Here is an 18,336-nt window from a genome sequence, read left to right on the forward strand (position 1 = left end):
TTTTATGGGGGATAGCATTCTAAATCAAGACTACTACTCACCTTTCCATGTTGAACTGGTGGTTCGTTAGGAACAATTTTTTATATACTTAAATTCTATCTTTAAGTGCAGTAACAATTGGTGAGGCATCTAATCCATTTTCTGAAGCCCAAGCAATAACTGTTTTGCCGTCTTGCTCAGGTGCGCCTAAGTCACCTTTAGACATTTTCTTAACCATTAAGGTGCCGGTTTCAATAGCATTGTTAAGCATAGCCGTGCGGATAAGACTGTTGCCGCCACATGATATACCTGGATAATAATCTTTAAGCTTAAGTTTAAAATCAGATTCAACAAGTTTCATTTTTTTACGTAACTCGCCTTTATCATCCGCTTTAACGATAGTACAAATATTTTGTAGTGCTTCGTTTACATCGGCTTGCGCATTGCCCACAGTGAATAAAGAGATAGTAGCGATGGCGAGTGTGGTTTTTACTAATTTCAACATTGTTTAATTCCTAAGAGTAATATTCGAGCAAGGGGGTAGAAACGGTTTTATTTCGATAATGACTATTAGATAGCAGTTTGTGTGCTCAAAAAACCTTCATAGTGATACTTAGGTATGAGATCCGATAACTTTTTTGTTGATATTATTTAAAACATCTTGTGTTGAAGGTTTAAATCTAAAACATAAACTCACAACTTCCATGCTAACTCACTTAGTTGTGACTCATTTCAATTAAACGACTATACGTGCGCCGAAATTCAAATATCAGTGCGCCTTCTAGATAAAGTTCTGCTATTGGTACATCACTGCCTAAATACAGCCTAACTTTTTGATCATATAACTCATCGATTAGGCTGATAAAACGTCTAGCCATATCATCGTTAACCGCATAGGATAAAGTACGCTCTCCAGTGACTGTAGCTTGGTTATCACCTACCCCATCCTCGGTTCCACGTGCCTTGATCCATCCCCTTATTTGACCACCTAATTGCGGTACACCACTTAATATTATGATGTTAAAGCTAGTGGCAATCTCCATGTAGTCGAGTTGCGAACGCGGGCCCTCGCACAAATCGTAGAAGTCGAACCATACAACTGAGTTTGAGATGTTGATGTCAGTGGCGCTGATCACCTTGATGTCTCGGTGGCAAATTTTTATACTGGAAGTATTGATTTTTTCTGGGTTAGTAACCTGCGTTTGCTCTGCAAAAATAGCCGCAAAATCCATGTCTAAGGTATTGCCTACATACTTAGATGCAGCAATAAATGCTGTTTCATTTTGATCTGCAAGTAAATGATGTAGACGATGATCTTGCTCACCTGAAAGATGCAAAAGTTGCGTATGTTGTTGTAGTAAGGCAATACAAGGCAAAAACTTATGTCGAGCTAAGCCATTTTCGTATAGGCGCTCGATTGGAATATTCGAAGTTGCCACTAACACTACGCCTTGTTCAAATAAACATGCAAACAAACCTGCCAGTATCATGGCATCGCCAATATCGGAGACAAAAAACTCATCAAAACACAAAATACGACATTCTTTCGCTAAGTCTTTAGCAACAATCACTAAGGGATCCTGTTGACCTGATTGCTCTTTAAGGGCGTGATGAATACGCGCCATAAAACGATGAAAATGTAATCTCAATTTACCTTTTTGCGGTAAACAATCGTAAAACAAATCCATTAAAAATGTTTTACCGCGCCCCACGTCACCCCATAAATAAAGCCCTTTGATTGGCTCAGATGAGATTGTATTTTGCCTAGATAATTTCCAAAACAATGTATCCAAAGCCATTATTGCTTGTAGTTGAGAGGGATCTTCAACAAGCTTACTGCCCAATTGCGATTGATATACAGCAAGAGGAGAATTAAGTTTTGGTGTATGGTTTAACCCATCAGGCATAGATAATATTTTCAACAAAGGACTAAATTTAGACCAGAACTTTAGCTATTTTTAACGTCACAGCCAAATCTAATTTGCGATTGACGCAGATTTACCTTTCCCAAACCTGCTTATTTTATAAACTAGAAGCATAGCGAATCTTATAAGTGCAACCATAACGTTTTCCGATTTGCCCCCTGTGTTAAAAGGTTTACTTTTTACCTAGAGTTGCAAAAGGCAAGTCCCACAGCAAGATGTAGTTTGAGATAGAAACCTAAGTTAGCTCTTCACGCGTAAACACCAACTCATTCCCCTTACTTTGTTGTGCAGAAAATCTATATCCAGCCGTATCAAATTTTTGCAATTGGCAAATATCAGTCACACGATTTTGAATAATATATCTCGCCATCATTCCCCGCGCCTTTTTGGCAAAAAAACTAATCACTTTGTATTGGCCGTTTTTACAATCTCGAAACACCGGAGTATAAATTTCTGCATTTAAAAATTTAGGTTTTACGGCTTTAAAATATTCATTTGACGCAAGATTAACCAACACATTATCACCTTGTGAATCAATCGCTTCGTTTAACTTATGACTGATACGTTTATCCCAAAACTGATATAGGTTTTTGTCTTTGCCTGTGTCCAATTTGGTACCCATCTCCAATCGATACGCTTGCATCAAATCTAGGGGCCGTAACACACCATATAAGCCAGACAAAATACGTAAGTGTTGCTGTGCATAGTTGAAGTCATCTTGGCTGAATGAACTGGCATCTAGCCCTGTGTACACATCACCGTTAAAAGCCAATAGCGCTTGTTTGGCATTATTGGTATCAAATGGAGTGTGCCAACCAGCGTAACGGTCTGCATTGAGTCCAGCTAACTTATCGCTGATTTTCATTAACGAGCCAATTTGGGCAGGGCTTAACTTACGACAATGTTTAATTAAAGTTTTTGAATCTTCCAACATGTCTGGCTGAGTGAATGTGTCTGTTGCTGCTGGGGTATCATAATCGAGGTTTTTGGCTGGTGAGATAACAACTAACATTCAATAAGATCCTGTAATGATAAAAATAAAATAAAAAACTACTGCTGTGATATGTGGGATAGCTTACCAAATACAAGTTGGATTTTTATTTTCTTTGTATTTCAAAAACGCTTAAGCCAGAATTGAGCTACAAGAACCAATCTGCAGTTAAGGATAAATATGTACCTAAAAGTTTTAGGCTTCATTAGCATCATTTTATTGTTATCAAATTGCGCCAACATGAATAAATCAGATTGTTTGACAGCGAATTGGCAATTAATAGGTTTTGAAGACGGTAGTTTGGGTAAAAACGAATCTCAAATTTCACAGCACAGAAAAGAATGCTCTGAGCACGGTGTCACCCCAGATTTAAGTGCCTATCGCAAGGGCCACTTTGAGGGTTCGAAACTTTTTTGCACTACAAACAACGGTTTTACTCGAGGCAGTCAAGGCAAAGATTATGATCGTAGTTGTCCTCAACAATTTGAAGCAGCTTTTTTAATAGGGTTCTCCGAAGGTCAAACCCTGTATGGGCTAAAAAAGGTATTAAATCAAAGAGCTGCCGATCTTGAAAGCGCCTATAAAGAGTTAGATTGGCTTGAACACACTATTGCTGAAAAAAGTGAACTCATGATTGCCGATGGTCTTAACCGAAAGCAGCGAATAGTTGTTAGAGATGAAATTGCGCAATATCAGCAGCAGCAAGTTGAGTTGTATGATTTGTTACCGGAATTAAAATATGAATTTGAAAACGCTCATCAAGCTTATGAGCAAGGAAAAGATGCGTTTTCTGGCTATTAGCTAATTGAGTAGCAGTTCCATCAACATAAGGCATGTGAAAATTAAAGAGTATATAATCCGAGTTCAGGTTATTTAGGCAACTACTTTAGAATTGACCACAACATTTATACACTTTTAAGATCACCTTTTAGTTACGTGATTTCATATAGTCGTTATTTTTGTTAGCAAACTTGGCCTTTTACTGGCGTCTGCTATTTAACGGTTATATCCTGTAGCGATTCAATTTAATCAATTACAAGTAAGCATTAAGACATAAGATAGTCAGCTTACTTCTTTGAATTCCGATACATTTTTGCCAAGCTATACGTATTACAATGTGATAGCCAATACAGCGTCATTACTTACAGAGGATTATATGTCTAACCAATTACAAGCATTACGAGAAATCACCACAGTTGTGGCTGACACAGGCGATATTGAAGCCATTAAAAAATACCAACCGGTAGACGCTACCACTAATCCATCATTGTTGCTTAAAGCCGCAGAAATGCCTCAGTATAAGTCTCATCTTGAAGCGGCTGTGGCATGGGCTAAAGAACAATCATCTGACGCTGAACAACAAATCCTTGATGCTGGCGACAAATTATCTGTGACTATTGGTACTGACATAGTGAATATCGTACCTGGTCGCATTTCTACAGAAGTAGACGCACGTTTGTCATTTGACACCGCGGCTAGTATCGAAAAAGCCCACAAGTTGATCGCCCTTTACAAAGAAGCCGGGATCGATAAAAGCCGTATTTTAATTAAGTTGGCTTCTACTTGGGAAGGTATTCGAGCTGCAGAAGTGTTAGAAAAAGAAGGCATTAACTGTAATCTAACTTTATTGTTTGGTTTTGCTCAGGCTCAAGCATGTGCAGAAGCCGGTGCATTCTTAATTTCACCTTTTGTTGGACGTATTCTTGATTGGTTTAAGAAAAGCACTGGTAAAACTGACTACAGCTCTGCTGAAGATCCGGGTGTGGTATCTGTTACTAAAATTTATAACTACTACAAAGACCATGGTTATAAAACCGTTGTTATGGGTGCAAGCTTCCGCAACACAGGTGAAATTACAGAACTTGCCGGTTGTGACCGTTTAACTATTGGTCCTAGCTTATTAGAAGAATTATCACAAACTGATGCCCCTTTACCTATAAAACTAAAAGATAACGGCGCGACCAAAACACCGGGGGCTCCTTTAACAGAAGCTCAGTTCCGCTGGGATATGAATCAAGACGCCATGGCAACTGAAAAGTTATCTGAAGGTATCCGTAACTTCGCAGCCGACCAAGTTAAACTAGAAGCCATGTTAAGAAGCTATCTGTAAGCTAAGCTAATAGTTATACCCACACCACCTCAAAATGACGGATTCAGCGGGAGTTTAAAGCGATTTAGGCAAGGCGGACATTTGCAGGCTTAGCAATCTAAGTCAAAAATGGCCAACGCAGCATAAATCGCTTTAAAACCCGCCCACCAGGGAACGGCTGGGGCACTCCACTTCTGCGTTGCGCCAATTCAGAATGTGGTATATTGACGCGCCTTGAATTGAAGCGCCCCAGTCGTTCTGAAACGCGCATTTTGAGGTGGTATGGGTATATAAGCGTCGAATTCGGCGCTTTTTTATTTTATAACCCTTTTTTAAGGCCAGACCTAATCTTTACCCTACATTGAGAACCTATTATGACCGCACTAACTGCATCCCCCGCGTGGCAAAATCTTGAAAACTTAGCGACAAAAATAAAAACTCAACACATGCGTGACTGGTTTGCTGCAGACCCACAACGTGCTGAAAACTTTACCCAATCCGCCTGTGGTATTGAATTAGATTTTTCAAAAAACCTTATCACTGATGAAGTGATGCAAGCCTTACAAACACTTGCCAGTGAATGTCAGGTAAGTGAAAAAAGTCAGGCTATGTTTGCCGGCGAAATAATCAATCACACCGAAAAACGCGCAGTATTACATACCGCACTGCGTAACTTTTCAGGTAAACAAGTCTTGGTAGATGGTGAAGACGTGATGCCAGAAGTGTTGGCCTGTCAGAAAAAAATCCAAGACTTTGTTGCCAGCGTACACAGCGGTGAGCGTAAAGGTTATACCGGAAAACCATTAACCCAAATTATTGCCATTGGTATTGGCGGCTCTTTTCTTGGTCCTAAAATCATGTCAGAAGCTCTTAAACCTTATTGGTTTGAAGGAGTGAAAGTGCATTATGTAGCCAACGTTGATGGCTGTCATATTCAAGATGTATTAGCCAGTGTTGACCATCAAGAAACCTTAGTAGTCATGTCATCTAAATCGTTCACGACACAAGAGACCCTACAAAATACCCTTACAGCTAAAGCTTGGTTTTTGGGGGCCGGTGGTTCACAACAAGACATTGCTAAACACTTTATTGCCGTTTCTTCTAATATTAAAGCCGCCACTGAATTTGGTATGGCGGAAGACAATATATTTCCTTTATGGGATTGGGTGGGTGGGCGTTATTCACTTTGGTCAGCAATTGGTTTACCTATTGCACTAACAATAGGTTACGAAAACTACCGTGAATTATTGCAAGGTGCATTTGAAATGGATGAACATTTCCAAACAGCACCCATAGAGCAAAACTTGCCGATGATCTTGGCCTTGTTAGGCGTATGGTATGTGAACTTCTTTGGTGCACAAAGCCATGTGTTATTACCTTACTATCACTATTTACGTGGTTTTCCAGCTTATGTACAACAGCTAGATATGGAAAGTAACGGTAAACGTATCTCAGGTTCTGACACAGCAGTAGACTATGCCACTGGACCTATTATATGGGGCAGCGAAGGGACTAATGGTCAACATTCATTCCACCAGCTTATCCATCAAGGTACAGTGTTAGTACCCGCTGACTTTATGTTACCTCTTAAGGTACCGAATCAAGATAATACTCATCACGCCATGTTGGCCTCGAACTGTTTTGGCCAAACTCAAGCCTTAATGCAAGGTAAAACCTTTGCAGAATGCAAAGCGGACTTAGCTGCAAAAGGCTTAGACGATGCCACGCTTGAGTCACTTGCCACCCATAAAACTATGCCAGGTAATAAGCCAAGCAATACCTTGCTGTTTAAGCAAGTTGATCCTAAAACCTTAGGTGCGTTAGTTGCTATGTACGAACATAAAGTATTCGTGCAAGGAGCCATATGGGGCGTGAACTCCTTCGATCAATGGGGAGTGGAACTAGGCAAAGAGTTAGGTAATCAAGTACTAGATAAACTTGTTAACACCGATGCGGACTTAAATTTTGATGCATCAACCAATCAGCTAATCAGTAAATTTAGACAAGCAAACGGATAAACCTTTTAGCCAGTTGTATAGCAACTGGCTTTTTAAATTCCAAATTTGTAAATCAGCACATTAAAGATTTTGAACCACAGAGGTCACAGAGCGCTTCGCTGCACAGAGAAATAGATTGTTAAGAATTCAGTCTTTACTCTGTGCTCCCCTTTTTCCTCTGTGGTGATAAGCTTTTGATTTTTGTTTAGCTACGAGCTACGAGCTACGAGCTACGAGCTACGAGCTACGAGCTACGAGCTACGAGCTACGAGCTACGAGCTACGAGCTACGAGCTACGAGCTACGCAAGTATCGTTGTCCCCTAACTTTTATTGTCAATCAAAAAGGGGGTCATTTTAATCAAATGACACCCTTTTTTTATCATTCCTCGAAGCTCGCTGCTCGATGCTTGTAGCTCGTAGCCGCTTGTTCTGTGTCACAAAATGTTCATATTTTGTTAATAAATAGTACAAATATTTATTCTATTTTAGGTGTTCCTATGGTACATAGTCATTAAGCTATTGTTTTATTGTAGAAAATCACAAAAGCTTAAAGAGTATCGTTGTAATCAGTGCGCTAAAAAAATAATAAAGGAGATCAACATGGATAAGTCCGAATTATTGTCTACCTTAGATTCAGAAACCAAGTCATCTAAAAGCAAAGCAAACAAACGTAAATGGCGAGAGATTGAAGCCATCCACGACAGACACCGACTCAAACAAGAATTACGCGATCTGGGAATGTCACCCGAAGATGCATTAGAGTTTTTGTAAATGTAAAAGCCCTGTAGATTCAGGGCTTTTTTATGTGTGTACATAAGACAGATCTAATTGTCATTTGATTGGCAAGGCAGCTTCGAGCTTCGTAAAATGAGAGGCCTTTAAGCCAGTTGTATATCAACTGGCTTTTTAATTCCAAATTTGGAAATAAACACATTAAAGAATTTGGACCACAGAGGCACAGAGCGCTTCGCTGCACAGAGGAATACATTGTTAAGAATTAAGTCTTTTTCTCTGTGCTCTCATTTTCCTCTGTGGTGATAAGCTTTTGATTTTTCTTTTGTTTTTCTAGTAACTCGTAGCTAGTAACTCTTCTTGGCCAAGTTAACTCGCTACTTTTTCTAATCCAGATTGCCCTTCGACTACATACTGTTTGGGCATAAAACTTTCAGCTGATGATTCTTTCATTTCTTGGGCAAAAAGATCAGACTGACAATTTTCTTGTAATAAACAACCCCCGCTTAAATTCGGATAGATTTCGTCATAACGTTTTATTTCAGTTTGACTCACTCTTCTGTAGATATGAGAACGATTTAACTGGTTTGGATTTGATAAGCCAGCAGAAGATACCAAATCAAACGTAGAGAACACTGTCTCTTTATGAAAACGAGCTATACGTGTTGCTTTATCGCCCACCACCAAGCCAGAAGCTAAGGCTGGGTTTTGAGTAGCAATACCTGTTGGGCACTCATTGGTATGGCAAATTAGAGACTGAATACAACCAAGAGCCACCATCATGCCTCTAGCGCTATTACACATATCAGCACCCAAAGCTAAATTTTTAACTAAGTGAAAACCAGTAAAGGTTTTACCACTAGCAATCACTCTAATGTCTTTTTTCAAACCAAAACCGACCAGTACATCAACCACAAATACCAGCGCTTCGCGAAGAGGCATACCCACTGAGTTAGAATATTCTAAAGGCGCTGCACCTGTACCACCCTCCCCACCATCAACAGTGATAAAATCGGGTTGTATTTTGGTTTCTACCATTGCCTTACACAGAGCAATAAATTCACTTTTTCGACCAATACATAATTTAAAACCTATTGGTTTGCCACCTGACAACCCTCTAAGTTGCTTAATAAAATGCATCATTTCCAACGGAGTAGAAAATGCTGAATGTACTGGTGGTGAATCAACTCGAGTGCCAGGCTCTACCTGCCGGATTTGAGCGATCTCTATGGTATTTTTATCAGCGGGTAAAATCCCCCCATGGCCAGGCTTTGCACCTTGAGATAATTTAATTTCAATCATCTTAATATTATCTTTTATCGCAGTTTTGGCGAAACTATCGCCATCAAATCCGCCATCTGCTGTTCGGCAACCAAAATAACCTGTTCCTATCTGCCAAACCAAATCGCCGCCATGTTTTAAATGCGATGGGCTAACACTACCTTCACCAGTGTTGTGGTAAAAACCGCCTTTTTTGGCACCTTTGTTTAGTGCTTCGATGGCATTACCACTTAACGAGCCGTAACTCATAGCTGATATATTAAAAACACTGGCAGAGTATGGCTTAAGACAATCAGGACCACCCACGTCGATACGCTGTCTTGGCGTCTCTTTATTTGCATGAATAGCGGCCAATGAATGACCAATCCATTCATAGCCTACTGCCTGGGTATCGAGCTTAGTACCATATGGTACGGCATCCTGTGCGCCTTTAGCCCGCTGATAAATTACCGATCTGAACATACGGCTGACGGGTACGCCATCGGTTTCAGACTCGAAAAAGTACTGACGCAGAAATGGCCGGAGATATTCCATTACCCAGCGTCCACGACCTACAAAAGGAAAGTTTCGCCTAATAGCATGTTTAGTTTGATTCATGTCGTATAAACCAACTAAGGAAATCGGAAGGAGCAATAGACTGAACCAAATAATATTCGGCCATTTAAAACTTAGTAATAACATCACTACCCAAGCTGTGACATTCACTATGACAAAAATGTTTCTCATTTCATGACCTTATTTAGATGAATAACAAATACGTTTTCAAACATTGGTTGCTAGCCTCATAAGAACAACATAGCCACCGATCTCTTTCAATATAAATATGGATAGTCTGGAGATCATTAAAAGATATTCAGTTAAACGCTTGGAAAATCAAAGCTGCCAATTAATTGGGCTTTTATTCTGTAGTTTTAAAAGGTCATTGGTTTGAGTGAAATGTTTACAACCCAAAAAACCTCTATACGCTGACAGCGGAGAAGGATGAGGTGCACTAAGCAGATGATGTTTTTTGGTATCGATCACCGCGCCTTTTTTCTGAGCGTGGCTGCCCCACAGCAAAAACACCAATCCATTACAATGGTCACTCAGTTGTTGAATAACAGTATCGGTAAATTGTTCCCAGCCTATTTTTGCATGAGAGTGAGCTTGGGCTTGTTCGACAGTAAGTACGGTATTAAGCAACAATACCCCCTGTTCTGCCCAGCTTTGTAAAAAACCATGTTGTGGGATAATAAAATCGGGAATATCAATGGCTAACTCTTTGTATATGTTAACTAATGAGGGTGGCGTTTTAATCTTAGGTAATACCGAAAAACATAAACCGTGAGCTTGGTTAGGCCCGTGATAAGGATCTTGACCTAATATCACCACCTTAACGTTATCCAGTTTAGTTAAATTGAAGGCATTAAACACATCTTGACTAGGTGGGTAAATCGTCTTGCCAGCAGCTCTCTCACTTTCAACAAATTGCATCATTCGTTGAAAGTAAGGCAGCTGTTTTTCTTGACCTAAAAGATCTTCCCAAGTGGTCATCAAGTATCTTTAGCTTAATATACTAAATAAGTGCGCTTTTAACGCTTGATAATCACAAGGTAATTCCGCTGACAATCCCTCTTTACCGGCGCAATCTGCCAAAGGTTTAGGTAAACTGATGGGTTGCCCTAAGACATTTTCCACAGTTTCCCGAAATTTAGCTGGGTGAGCAGTACCTAGGAAAATACCTGTTTGCCCTTCTTCCATTTTTCTCACCAATGCTTTGTAAGCAATGGCAGCGTGGGGCTCACTTACGTAGCCTAACTGGGCCAATTGACGCATGGAAACTTGAGTATACTCTTCGTCAACTGTATCGCCTGAAATAACAGACTTATCGACTAGGCCTAGCTCAATCATTGCTTCAATACGCGGCCAGTTGTTTGGTTGACTCACATCCATTGCATTAGATAACGTTGCTACTGTATCGTGAGGTATCCACTCGCCAGTTTTTAAATAACGAGGCACAGTATCGTTTAAGTTAGTGGCGGCAACAAAATGTTTGACTGGTAGGCCCATCACTTTTGCAATTAAACCCGCGGTTAAATTACCAAAGTTACCGCTGGGTACTGAAATCACTAAGTCTTCACGCTCTGCTGGTGTCAACTGCGACACGGCTTCAAAGTAATAACACACTTGGGCAGCTAAACGACTGATATTAATAGAGTTTGCAGAATTTAGGTGTAAGCCGTCACGTACATCAGGATCATCAAAAGCACTTTTAACTAATTGCTGACAAGCATCAAAATCATCTTCAATGGCGACTGTATGGATATTGTCACCCAGAGTGGTAAATAATTTCTCTTGTAGCAGGCTGATTTTACCTTTTGGATACAAGATCACCACATTGATATTTTCAATACCATGAAATGCATGAGCAACTGCAGCACCAGTATCACCGGATGTAGCGGTCAAAATAGTGATAGGTTGGCCATCGGAGATTGCAACTAAGCACTGGGCCATAAAACGGCCACCAAAATCTTTAAATGCTAATGTAGGGCCATGGAACAGCTCCAAGGTATACACATTATCTGTAACTTTGGCCAAAGGCGCGCCAAACACAAAAGCACGTTCAACTATGCCAGCAACAGTTTCACGAGGTAACTCATCACCAATTAAGGTGCTTAAAATCTCTACGCTTCGCTCAACAAAAGGCATAGCTAATATTGATTCTACATCATCAAACTTGGGTATTTTTTTAGGAAAAAACAAACCTTGGTTTTTGCCTAAACCTTTTTTTACCGCTTCCGCAAACGTTACTTGCTCAGAGGCGTCTTTTAAATTAACAAGTTCCACTTTACTACCTTTTTAATACTATAAATTTTGCGCTAGTTACAGGCCGTGATAGCCCTAGATTACTAGCTCCTATGAAAGCGTCTGCTTTCAAGAGTGGCTTACGGATGCACCACTCGTGTCTAACTGACAAATATGACTAAAACCCGTGTCATTTTGAATATAGTTATCAGTTAACCATTGATTAATTATTTTAGCATTTTCTAAATTATCGCATACTGCAAACACTGTTGGGCCAGAGCCTGAAATACCAAAAGCCAGTGCTCCATGTTGTTCTGAGAACGTACGCGATTCATCAAATTTTGGCAACAGTGACTTGCGGTAAGGTTCAGCAATGACATCTAACATCATGGCTGCTGCAAGTTTTTCATCCTTTCGGTACAAAGCATCAACAAACACAGCCAACTGACGACCAAACTGAATGGTGTTAGGCATAGCAACCTGTTTCGGTAAAATATCCCGCGCAGCTGCTGTAGATACGTTTATGCCAGAATAACAAGACACCCAATACCAGTTTTCAAACATAGGCAATTGTAATGCTATTTGCTCTTTATGTTCGGCCATTAAGGTTAGACCACCTAGGAAACATGGCGCAACATTATCGTAATGCACACTACCACTTATTTGCCCTTCAAGCTCTCCCATAACCAACAACAACTCATTATCGGTAAATGGAGCTTTGCCAAAGTACTCAGCAAAAAATTGATTCAGACCAAACAATGCTGCCACGATAGAGCTAGCACTAGATCCTAATCCACTGCCTATAGGTAAATGTTTATGCAGTGTCATTTTAAGAGCTGGGATAGCATTTTTTGGATGCCCTTGTTTTTCCAATTCGGCAATAAAATGCTGGTAACAACGTGTGACTATATTACTGTCTGCATCAGGCGGCAATTTGTCAGCAAAACGTCCTTTGACGACTAAACTAAATTGCTCTGCAATTTCGATATCAACTTCATCGCCTAATAAACTACCGTCTATTGGTTTTAATGCTGCGCCAAGTAAATCAAAACCTAAACTGACATTACCAATAGAGGCAGGTGCATAGGCTCTTAGGATAGAATTTTTCATATTAACATCTGACATTAGATAGATTGTTTCCATGGCATAGTGCGCATAACGTCGGCGAATACGCCTGCCGCAGTCACCGCAGCTCCTGCACCATAACCTCGAATAACATAAGGTATAGGTTGGTAATAGTGACTGTGAATAGCCAAAGCATTTTCACCCTCTTTTACCATATATAGTGGGTGCGACTCATTAACAGCTTCGATACTGACTACACATTTACCATGTTCAATCGAACCGACATAACGTAACACTTTACCTTCGTCTTTCGCAGCAGCTACTTTCTGGGCATAGAGACTATCTAATTCAGGCAAACGCGCCATAAAGTCTTCGATACTGCCACTGGCATCAAAAGATGAGGGTAATATTGGTTCTATAGTGATATCGGCTAACTCTAGGGTTAAACCAGACTCACGAGCCATAATCAGTAGTTTTCTGGCTACATCCATGCCACTCAAATCATCACGAGGATCAGGTTCAGTAAAACCATTCTTTTTAGCAATTTCAGTTGCTTCAGATAAGCTCAAACCTTCATCTAACTTGCCAAACACAAAAGATAATGAGCCTGACAAAATGCCCTCAAACCGAACCAATTCATCGCCAGCATAAAACAAATTTTGTAGATTATCGATAACCGGCAAGCCTGCACCTACTGTAGTTTCGTACAAAAATTGGCGATTAGTCTGCTGAGCTGTATCTCTTAACAGCTTATAAAATTCAGTGCTCGCTGTATTAGCTTTTTTGTTCGGTGTAACAACATGAAAGCCATCTAGCATCATCTGAGGGTATTGTTCAGCAATTTGTGAGCTACTGGTACAATCGATAATAACCGGGTTAACCAAACTATTATTATGTACAAAATTTATCAAATTTTCGATAGATAGTTGTTTATCACTTTGGCCTAAGGCTTCTTGCCAATATGCATTCAAGTCTATGCCATTGGATTGCAGCAATAATTTCTTACTATTGGCAATGCCGTATACTTTTAAACTTATATTTTTTTCAAGTAAGGAAGCTTGTTGGCGAGCAATTTGAGCTAAAAGCTCTTTACCAACACTACCGCAACCTACTAAAAACACATCTATAGCATGTAAGTTAGAGAAAAAATTCTGATGCACTACTTTCACCGCTTTTTTAGCTTTATTGGATTCGATTACAGTGGAAATGGAACGTTCAGAGGAACCTTGAGCGATAGCTACGTTGTTCACTCTTGCTTGTGCCAAGGAGCTAAAGAATTTAGCGGCCAAACCTTTAGAATGACGCATGCCATCGCCGACTAAGGTTATAATGGCTAATTCATGGCGCACTTCAATAGGCTCAAGTAACTGGTTGCTTAGTTCTAGTGCAAATGAATCTTCTAATAAATCTTGTGCACGACTCGCATCTTTACTGTGAATACAAAAACTAATGCTGTATTCAGACGACGATTGAGTAATCAAGCTAATCGAAATATTCGCGTTAGACATAATTTCGAACACGCGGCTAGCCATACCAACCATGCCTTTCATACCAGGCCCTGCCACGTTAAACATGGTCATATCATCTAAATGCGATATGCCTTTTACGCTAGTCCACTTAGTACTGGCTTCGTTACTGATTAAGGTACCCGGAGCAGCTGGATTTAAAGTATTGCGAATTAAACATGGGATATGGTGCTGAGCAATGGGACCAATCGTTTTTGGATGTAACACTTTTGCACCAAAATAAGACAACTCCATAGCTTCTTGATAAGTTAACTTATCGAGTAATACTGCGCCTTCTACTTGGTTTGGATCGGCATTATAAACACCATCTACGTCCGTCCAAATTTCACAACACTGTGCATCAATACAAGCAGCCAATATAGCAGCGGAATAATCTGAACCATTACGACCTAAGGTGACTTTTTCACCGGCGTCATTTACAGCTACAAATCCAGGCATAATTAAGATTTGTTTACCTGAAATATCGACATCACTAAAGCGAGCTTTACTGGCAGATACATCGGCGATACTGTCTAAGTAGTCGCCTTCAGCGATAATATATTTAACCGGATCAATAATGCAGTTGGCATGCCCTAAAGTGCTTAGGATCTCACTGAAAATATTTACACTTATATATTCGCCAATACTCAACACTTTAGCGACAACTTGCTCAGGCGCACAACGTAACAATGCAAAACCTTCTAGATGCTGATTAAGGTCGTTTAACGTGTGTTGAATGTAGTCAGCTAGTTTAGTTTCAGAAAAGTTAGGTACGTTGATTTTTAAGTCATCCAAGATGCCAAACAACACCATATTTAATTTGGCAAACAACTCACCGTAATCTTTACCTGATGCTGCTTCATCACATAATAGTGATAAAGCATTGGTGACGCCTTTTGGAGCAGACAATACAACAGCAGCACCTGTTTCGGTGTGACATGCGATACAAATGTCTTTTACTCTTAAGTAACGTTCTGCATCAGCGAGAGACGATCCGCCAAACTTCAATACCTTCATTTTTTAATTCCTTAACAGTTTCGACACACTATGTTTATTACATTTATCATGTATTTTTTGAGCAACAAAAAAGCCCGCGGTGGTTGCGGGCTTTTTATGTGTAATACTTTTGCACTAGCCAGCGACCACCCTATTGAAGGTGATAATCATCATACCGGTGGTGATCGTAATTATTTTTTTCATGTGCGCAATTTGCCGTATAGACGTCTATATGTCAACCGACACTTAACGATGTTTTGTTATTTGATATATCAGCATGATTCAAACCATGTGATATGGTCATACTTATTATTCCCATCGGCCCGCTGTTTCTAACTCCTAATAGGGAAAACAAGAAAATTAAAGGCCCTAACACAATGACAACAAATACATTTGGTGAACAGATAAGAGTTAACAACAATAGAATATACAATGTTTGGAATTATTGAAAACTAAGACCCTTTGCCTATTCTAAAATTGCTTAAATGGTCGATAACACTTTTAGAAGTAAATAATTAGGAAAGCTTATGAATTATCCTTGGGTACAAAGCGCAAATAAAATTTTTAGGATCGCAATAATTGTTCAATGGCTAATATCACTAGGTATTGCTTTTTTTACATCAAGCTGGATTGAGCCATTTTTGTTAGGGCTGCCTATTTTAGCGCTGCCGATTATCCTAAGTTATACTCACGCATCTAAACCTATCAGTCGATATGCTTTCGCAATAGCTGTGCAACTTTTTGCGGCGCTGCATATTCAACAAGCTTATGGCATGACCGAGCTGCATTTTGAAATATTCGTCATGTTGGCATTTTTATCCTATTTTCGTGATTGGAAAACCATAGCCATTGGCACTGGCACTGTTGCAGTGCATCACATCCTTTTTTACTTCGTGCAAAGCAGTGGCGGAGGCCTAGTAATATTCGAAGAAGGTAAAGTAGCTTTTTACATATTAGCCATTCATGCAGCATTTGCTGTTATTGAAGGTGTCATACTTGGATTTATGGCCAAAAGCAGTTACAACGAGGCTAAAGGTGCGATCATACTAAATAAAGCAGTATCCGACATTATGCATCAAAAAGACGCTTTAGATTTGAAGGTTGAGATACCCAGTGATATTCCAAGCATTGAAGAGTTTAGAACCTTAATTGAGGCATTTAAGTCTTTAATTAAAGAATCGAATTCCCTAAGTAGCAACGTGTCAGCTGTAGCCCAAAGAGTTAATAACTCGTCAGGGACATTAAATACATCTGTGTCACTCAGTGCAGAGCAAGTGAAATTAATTTCTACTTCGATAGAAGAAATAAGTCACTCTATCGAAGATATCGCCACTCGTTCCAAAGAATCCAATGTTCACGCAGAGGAAGCAAAAAGTAGTACGGTGGAAACTAAAACCTCGATAGAAGGCTCCAGTGAGAATGTTTCTCAACTAAGGCAAACATTGACATTAGCATCAGGCGCAATCCAAACTTTAAGCGACAAATGCAATAATATTTCAGAGGTGATGCAATCAATCAAATCTGTTGCTGAACAAACTAACCTGTTAGCACTGAATGCCGCCATTGAATCTGCGAGAGCTGGCGAACATGGGCGTGGGTTTGCTGTGGTTGCCGACGAGGTCAGAAACTTAGCGATTAAATCCAAAGAGAGTGCTGAAGAAATAGAACAAATCACCGTGAGTTTAATAACCAGTGCAAATGCTTCAGTCACACAAATGAATGATTGTGTAACTATGGTTGACGAAGCCGTTAACTCGTCGAACGTCGCCATGCAGAATATGGACAGCGTTATCAATAGTTTCCAGCTGGTATCAGACAATATAACCACTGTTGCAACATCTGCTGATAAGCAGTCTACAAGTGTCAAATCCATAAATGATTCCACAAATTTATTACTTGAACTATCTGGAGAAGAACAAAACAACGTCAATATCGTTAAAAACGAAGCGATAGAATTGGCCGAGTTATGCAAAAAGCTTGAGCAACAGCTGCAACAATTTTCGGTGTAATCCTTGTCTGCTAAATGGATTGTTGGTGTGTGGTGTGCAAGCTGTCTAGCTGGATTGTTATTTCTGTCTTTCAGTCAGCTAGACGATTTCGATCCTGAATCGAAACTCTCTATGGCTATCACTGATATCGAATTTGAACAAAAATTCATTTCTCAATTACAAAAAAATCACAGCTCAATTGGTCAGTCAATAATACATTTTTCAGACAATGATTGTTTTTGTGAAACCATTGCACAAAATCACATCGCACGTTTATCTAACAACATGATCGCTAACGGCTTCCATAATATTCATATAAATATTAATACAGATCCAGAGTTTGCTCACTTTGTCCCTTCCACTCCAGCGGTTGCAATAGTAGGAGCACTAGAAGAGCTTATATACTTTGGTCCATATTCAGAAGGTTATGGCTGCTTAAGAGGTACCGGGCTTGTAGATGCGCTACTTCCTAAAATAAATAGCACTATAGTTGAAAACACAATTCTCATAACAGACGCAAAAGGTTGTTATTGTAAAACATCAACACTTTCGATCTAAAATAACCGGACCCGGTCCTTCAATCTCAAGGGCGTCTTCTGGGTTATAAATTGGGCAACTTTGCATAGATAAACAACCACAACCTATACAGCCATCCAATGAATCTCGAAGCTTAGTTAATGAATTAATTTGTTGATCAAGTTGTTGTTGCCAACGTTGTGACAATTGTGCCCAGTCTTTTTTATCTGGGGTGCGCTCATTAGGCATGCCTAAAAAGGTTTGATGAATACTTTGTAGACTGATCCCTAATCTTTGTGCCGCCTTTATCACGGAAATTCTGCGTAACACATCTCGTTTGTAACGCCTTTGATTACCTTGATTACGCCAACTTCTAATTAAGCCTTTTTGTTCATAAAAGTGCAGAGTGGAAACCTTCACTCCGGTGCGTTTAGCCACATAACCCACCGATAAATTTGCGTCTTCCATATCCTCGAGCTCTTATTGA

15 protein-coding genes are annotated in these 18,336 nt (G+C 39.8%); 6 read left to right on the plus strand and 9 right to left on the minus strand.

The features are described 5' to 3' along the window. Window positions 1-88 precede the first annotated feature (88 nt). The 3 genes from GARC_RS13010 to yaaA form a co-directional block, all read right to left on the minus strand. The gene (locus GARC_RS13010) at window positions 89-484 is read right to left on the minus strand and encodes a DUF3718 domain-containing protein (protein ID WP_007620787.1); all 396 of its coding nucleotides are present in this window, start codon (window positions 482-484) and stop codon (window positions 89-91) included. Window positions 485-695: 211 nt separating this feature from the next. Then, on the minus strand, window positions 696-1,886 hold the full coding sequence (gene zapE, locus GARC_RS13015) for a cell division protein ZapE (RefSeq protein ID WP_007620789.1): 1,191 nt from the start codon (window positions 1,884-1,886) through the stop codon (window positions 696-698). Between the two features lie 253 nt (window positions 1,887-2,139). Next, window positions 2,140-2,916, minus strand: coding sequence for a peroxide stress protein YaaA (gene yaaA / locus GARC_RS13020; protein ID WP_007620790.1), 777 nt, complete (start codon window positions 2,914-2,916; stop codon window positions 2,140-2,142). A 219-nt stretch (window positions 2,917-3,135) separates the two neighbouring features. Here yaaA and GARC_RS13025 point away from each other — a divergent pair, with 219 nt between their 5' ends. The 4 genes from GARC_RS13025 to GARC_RS26385 all read left to right on the plus strand — a co-directional run bounded on the left by GARC_RS13025 (window position 3,136) and on the right by GARC_RS26385 (window position 7,753). Further along, window positions 3,136-3,696 carry a DUF2799 domain-containing protein gene (locus GARC_RS13025; RefSeq protein ID WP_226989154.1) on the plus strand — a complete coding sequence of 187 codons (561 nt, stop codon included), beginning with the start codon at window positions 3,136-3,138 and terminating at the stop codon, window positions 3,694-3,696. A 355-nt stretch (window positions 3,697-4,051) separates the two neighbouring features. Beyond that, on the plus strand, window positions 4,052-5,005 hold the full coding sequence (gene tal / locus GARC_RS13030) for a transaldolase (protein WP_007620794.1): 954 nt from the start codon (window positions 4,052-4,054) through the stop codon (window positions 5,003-5,005). 353 nt (window positions 5,006-5,358) lie between these two features. Further along, window positions 5,359-7,002: a glucose-6-phosphate isomerase gene (pgi, locus tag GARC_RS13035; protein WP_007620796.1), complete on the plus strand. Its 1,644-nt coding sequence runs from the start codon at window positions 5,359-5,361 to the stop codon at window positions 7,000-7,002. A 580-nt stretch (window positions 7,003-7,582) separates the two neighbouring features. Next, window positions 7,583-7,753: a DUF3545 family protein gene (locus tag GARC_RS26385; protein ID WP_007620798.1), complete on the plus strand. Its 171-nt coding sequence runs from the start codon at window positions 7,583-7,585 to the stop codon at window positions 7,751-7,753. A gap of 330 nt (window positions 7,754-8,083) precedes the next feature. On the opposite strand, the gene GARC_RS13040 is transcribed toward GARC_RS26385, so the two are convergent. From GARC_RS13040 to thrA, 5 genes are all read right to left on the minus strand, one after another. Further along, window positions 8,084-9,721 carry an FMN-binding glutamate synthase family protein gene (locus GARC_RS13040; RefSeq protein ID WP_007620801.1) on the minus strand — a complete coding sequence of 546 codons (1,638 nt, stop codon included), beginning with the start codon at window positions 9,719-9,721 and terminating at the stop codon, window positions 8,084-8,086. 147 nt (window positions 9,722-9,868) lie between these two features. Then, window positions 9,869-10,528 (minus strand): uracil-DNA glycosylase, encoded by a 660-nt coding sequence (gene ung / locus GARC_RS13045; protein ID WP_007620804.1) that lies wholly within the window; start codon window positions 10,526-10,528, stop codon window positions 9,869-9,871. 9 nt (window positions 10,529-10,537) lie between these two features. Further along, window positions 10,538-11,821: a threonine synthase gene (gene thrC, locus GARC_RS13050; RefSeq protein WP_007620806.1), complete on the minus strand. Its 1,284-nt coding sequence runs from the start codon at window positions 11,819-11,821 to the stop codon at window positions 10,538-10,540. An 87-nt stretch (window positions 11,822-11,908) separates the two neighbouring features. Then, a complete protein-coding gene (gene thrB / locus GARC_RS13055) occupies window positions 11,909-12,904 on the minus strand; it encodes a homoserine kinase (RefSeq protein ID WP_007620808.1) in 996 nt (331 codons plus the stop codon). After that, window positions 12,904-15,366, minus strand: coding sequence for a bifunctional aspartate kinase/homoserine dehydrogenase I (thrA, locus tag GARC_RS13060; protein ID WP_007620810.1), 2,463 nt, complete (start codon window positions 15,364-15,366; stop codon window positions 12,904-12,906). Before thrA ends, thrB begins: the two co-directional genes overlap by 1 nt. A gap of 506 nt (window positions 15,367-15,872) precedes the next feature. Here thrA and GARC_RS13065 point away from each other — a divergent pair. Together GARC_RS13065 and GARC_RS13070 are read left to right on the plus strand one after the other, a co-directional pair. Continuing rightward, window positions 15,873-17,354: a methyl-accepting chemotaxis protein gene (locus GARC_RS13065; RefSeq protein ID WP_007620812.1), complete on the plus strand. Its 1,482-nt coding sequence runs from the start codon at window positions 15,873-15,875 to the stop codon at window positions 17,352-17,354. 3 nt (window positions 17,355-17,357) lie between these two features. Further along, the gene (locus tag GARC_RS13070; RefSeq protein WP_007620814.1) at window positions 17,358-17,891 is read left to right on the plus strand and encodes a DUF6436 domain-containing protein; all 534 of its coding nucleotides are present in this window, start codon (window positions 17,358-17,360) and stop codon (window positions 17,889-17,891) included. On the opposite strand, the gene soxR is transcribed toward GARC_RS13070, so the two are convergent. Then, window positions 17,874-18,317, minus strand: coding sequence for a redox-sensitive transcriptional activator SoxR (gene soxR, locus GARC_RS13075; protein ID WP_007620816.1), 444 nt, complete (start codon window positions 18,315-18,317; stop codon window positions 17,874-17,876). The two genes, GARC_RS13070 and soxR, sit on opposite strands and share 18 nt — an antisense overlap. Window positions 18,318-18,336: the final 19 nt, after the last annotated feature.

This window comes from Paraglaciecola arctica BSs20135 (genome assembly GCF_000314995.1).
GTDB classification, from domain to species: domain Bacteria; phylum Pseudomonadota; class Gammaproteobacteria; order Enterobacterales; family Alteromonadaceae; genus Paraglaciecola; species Paraglaciecola arctica.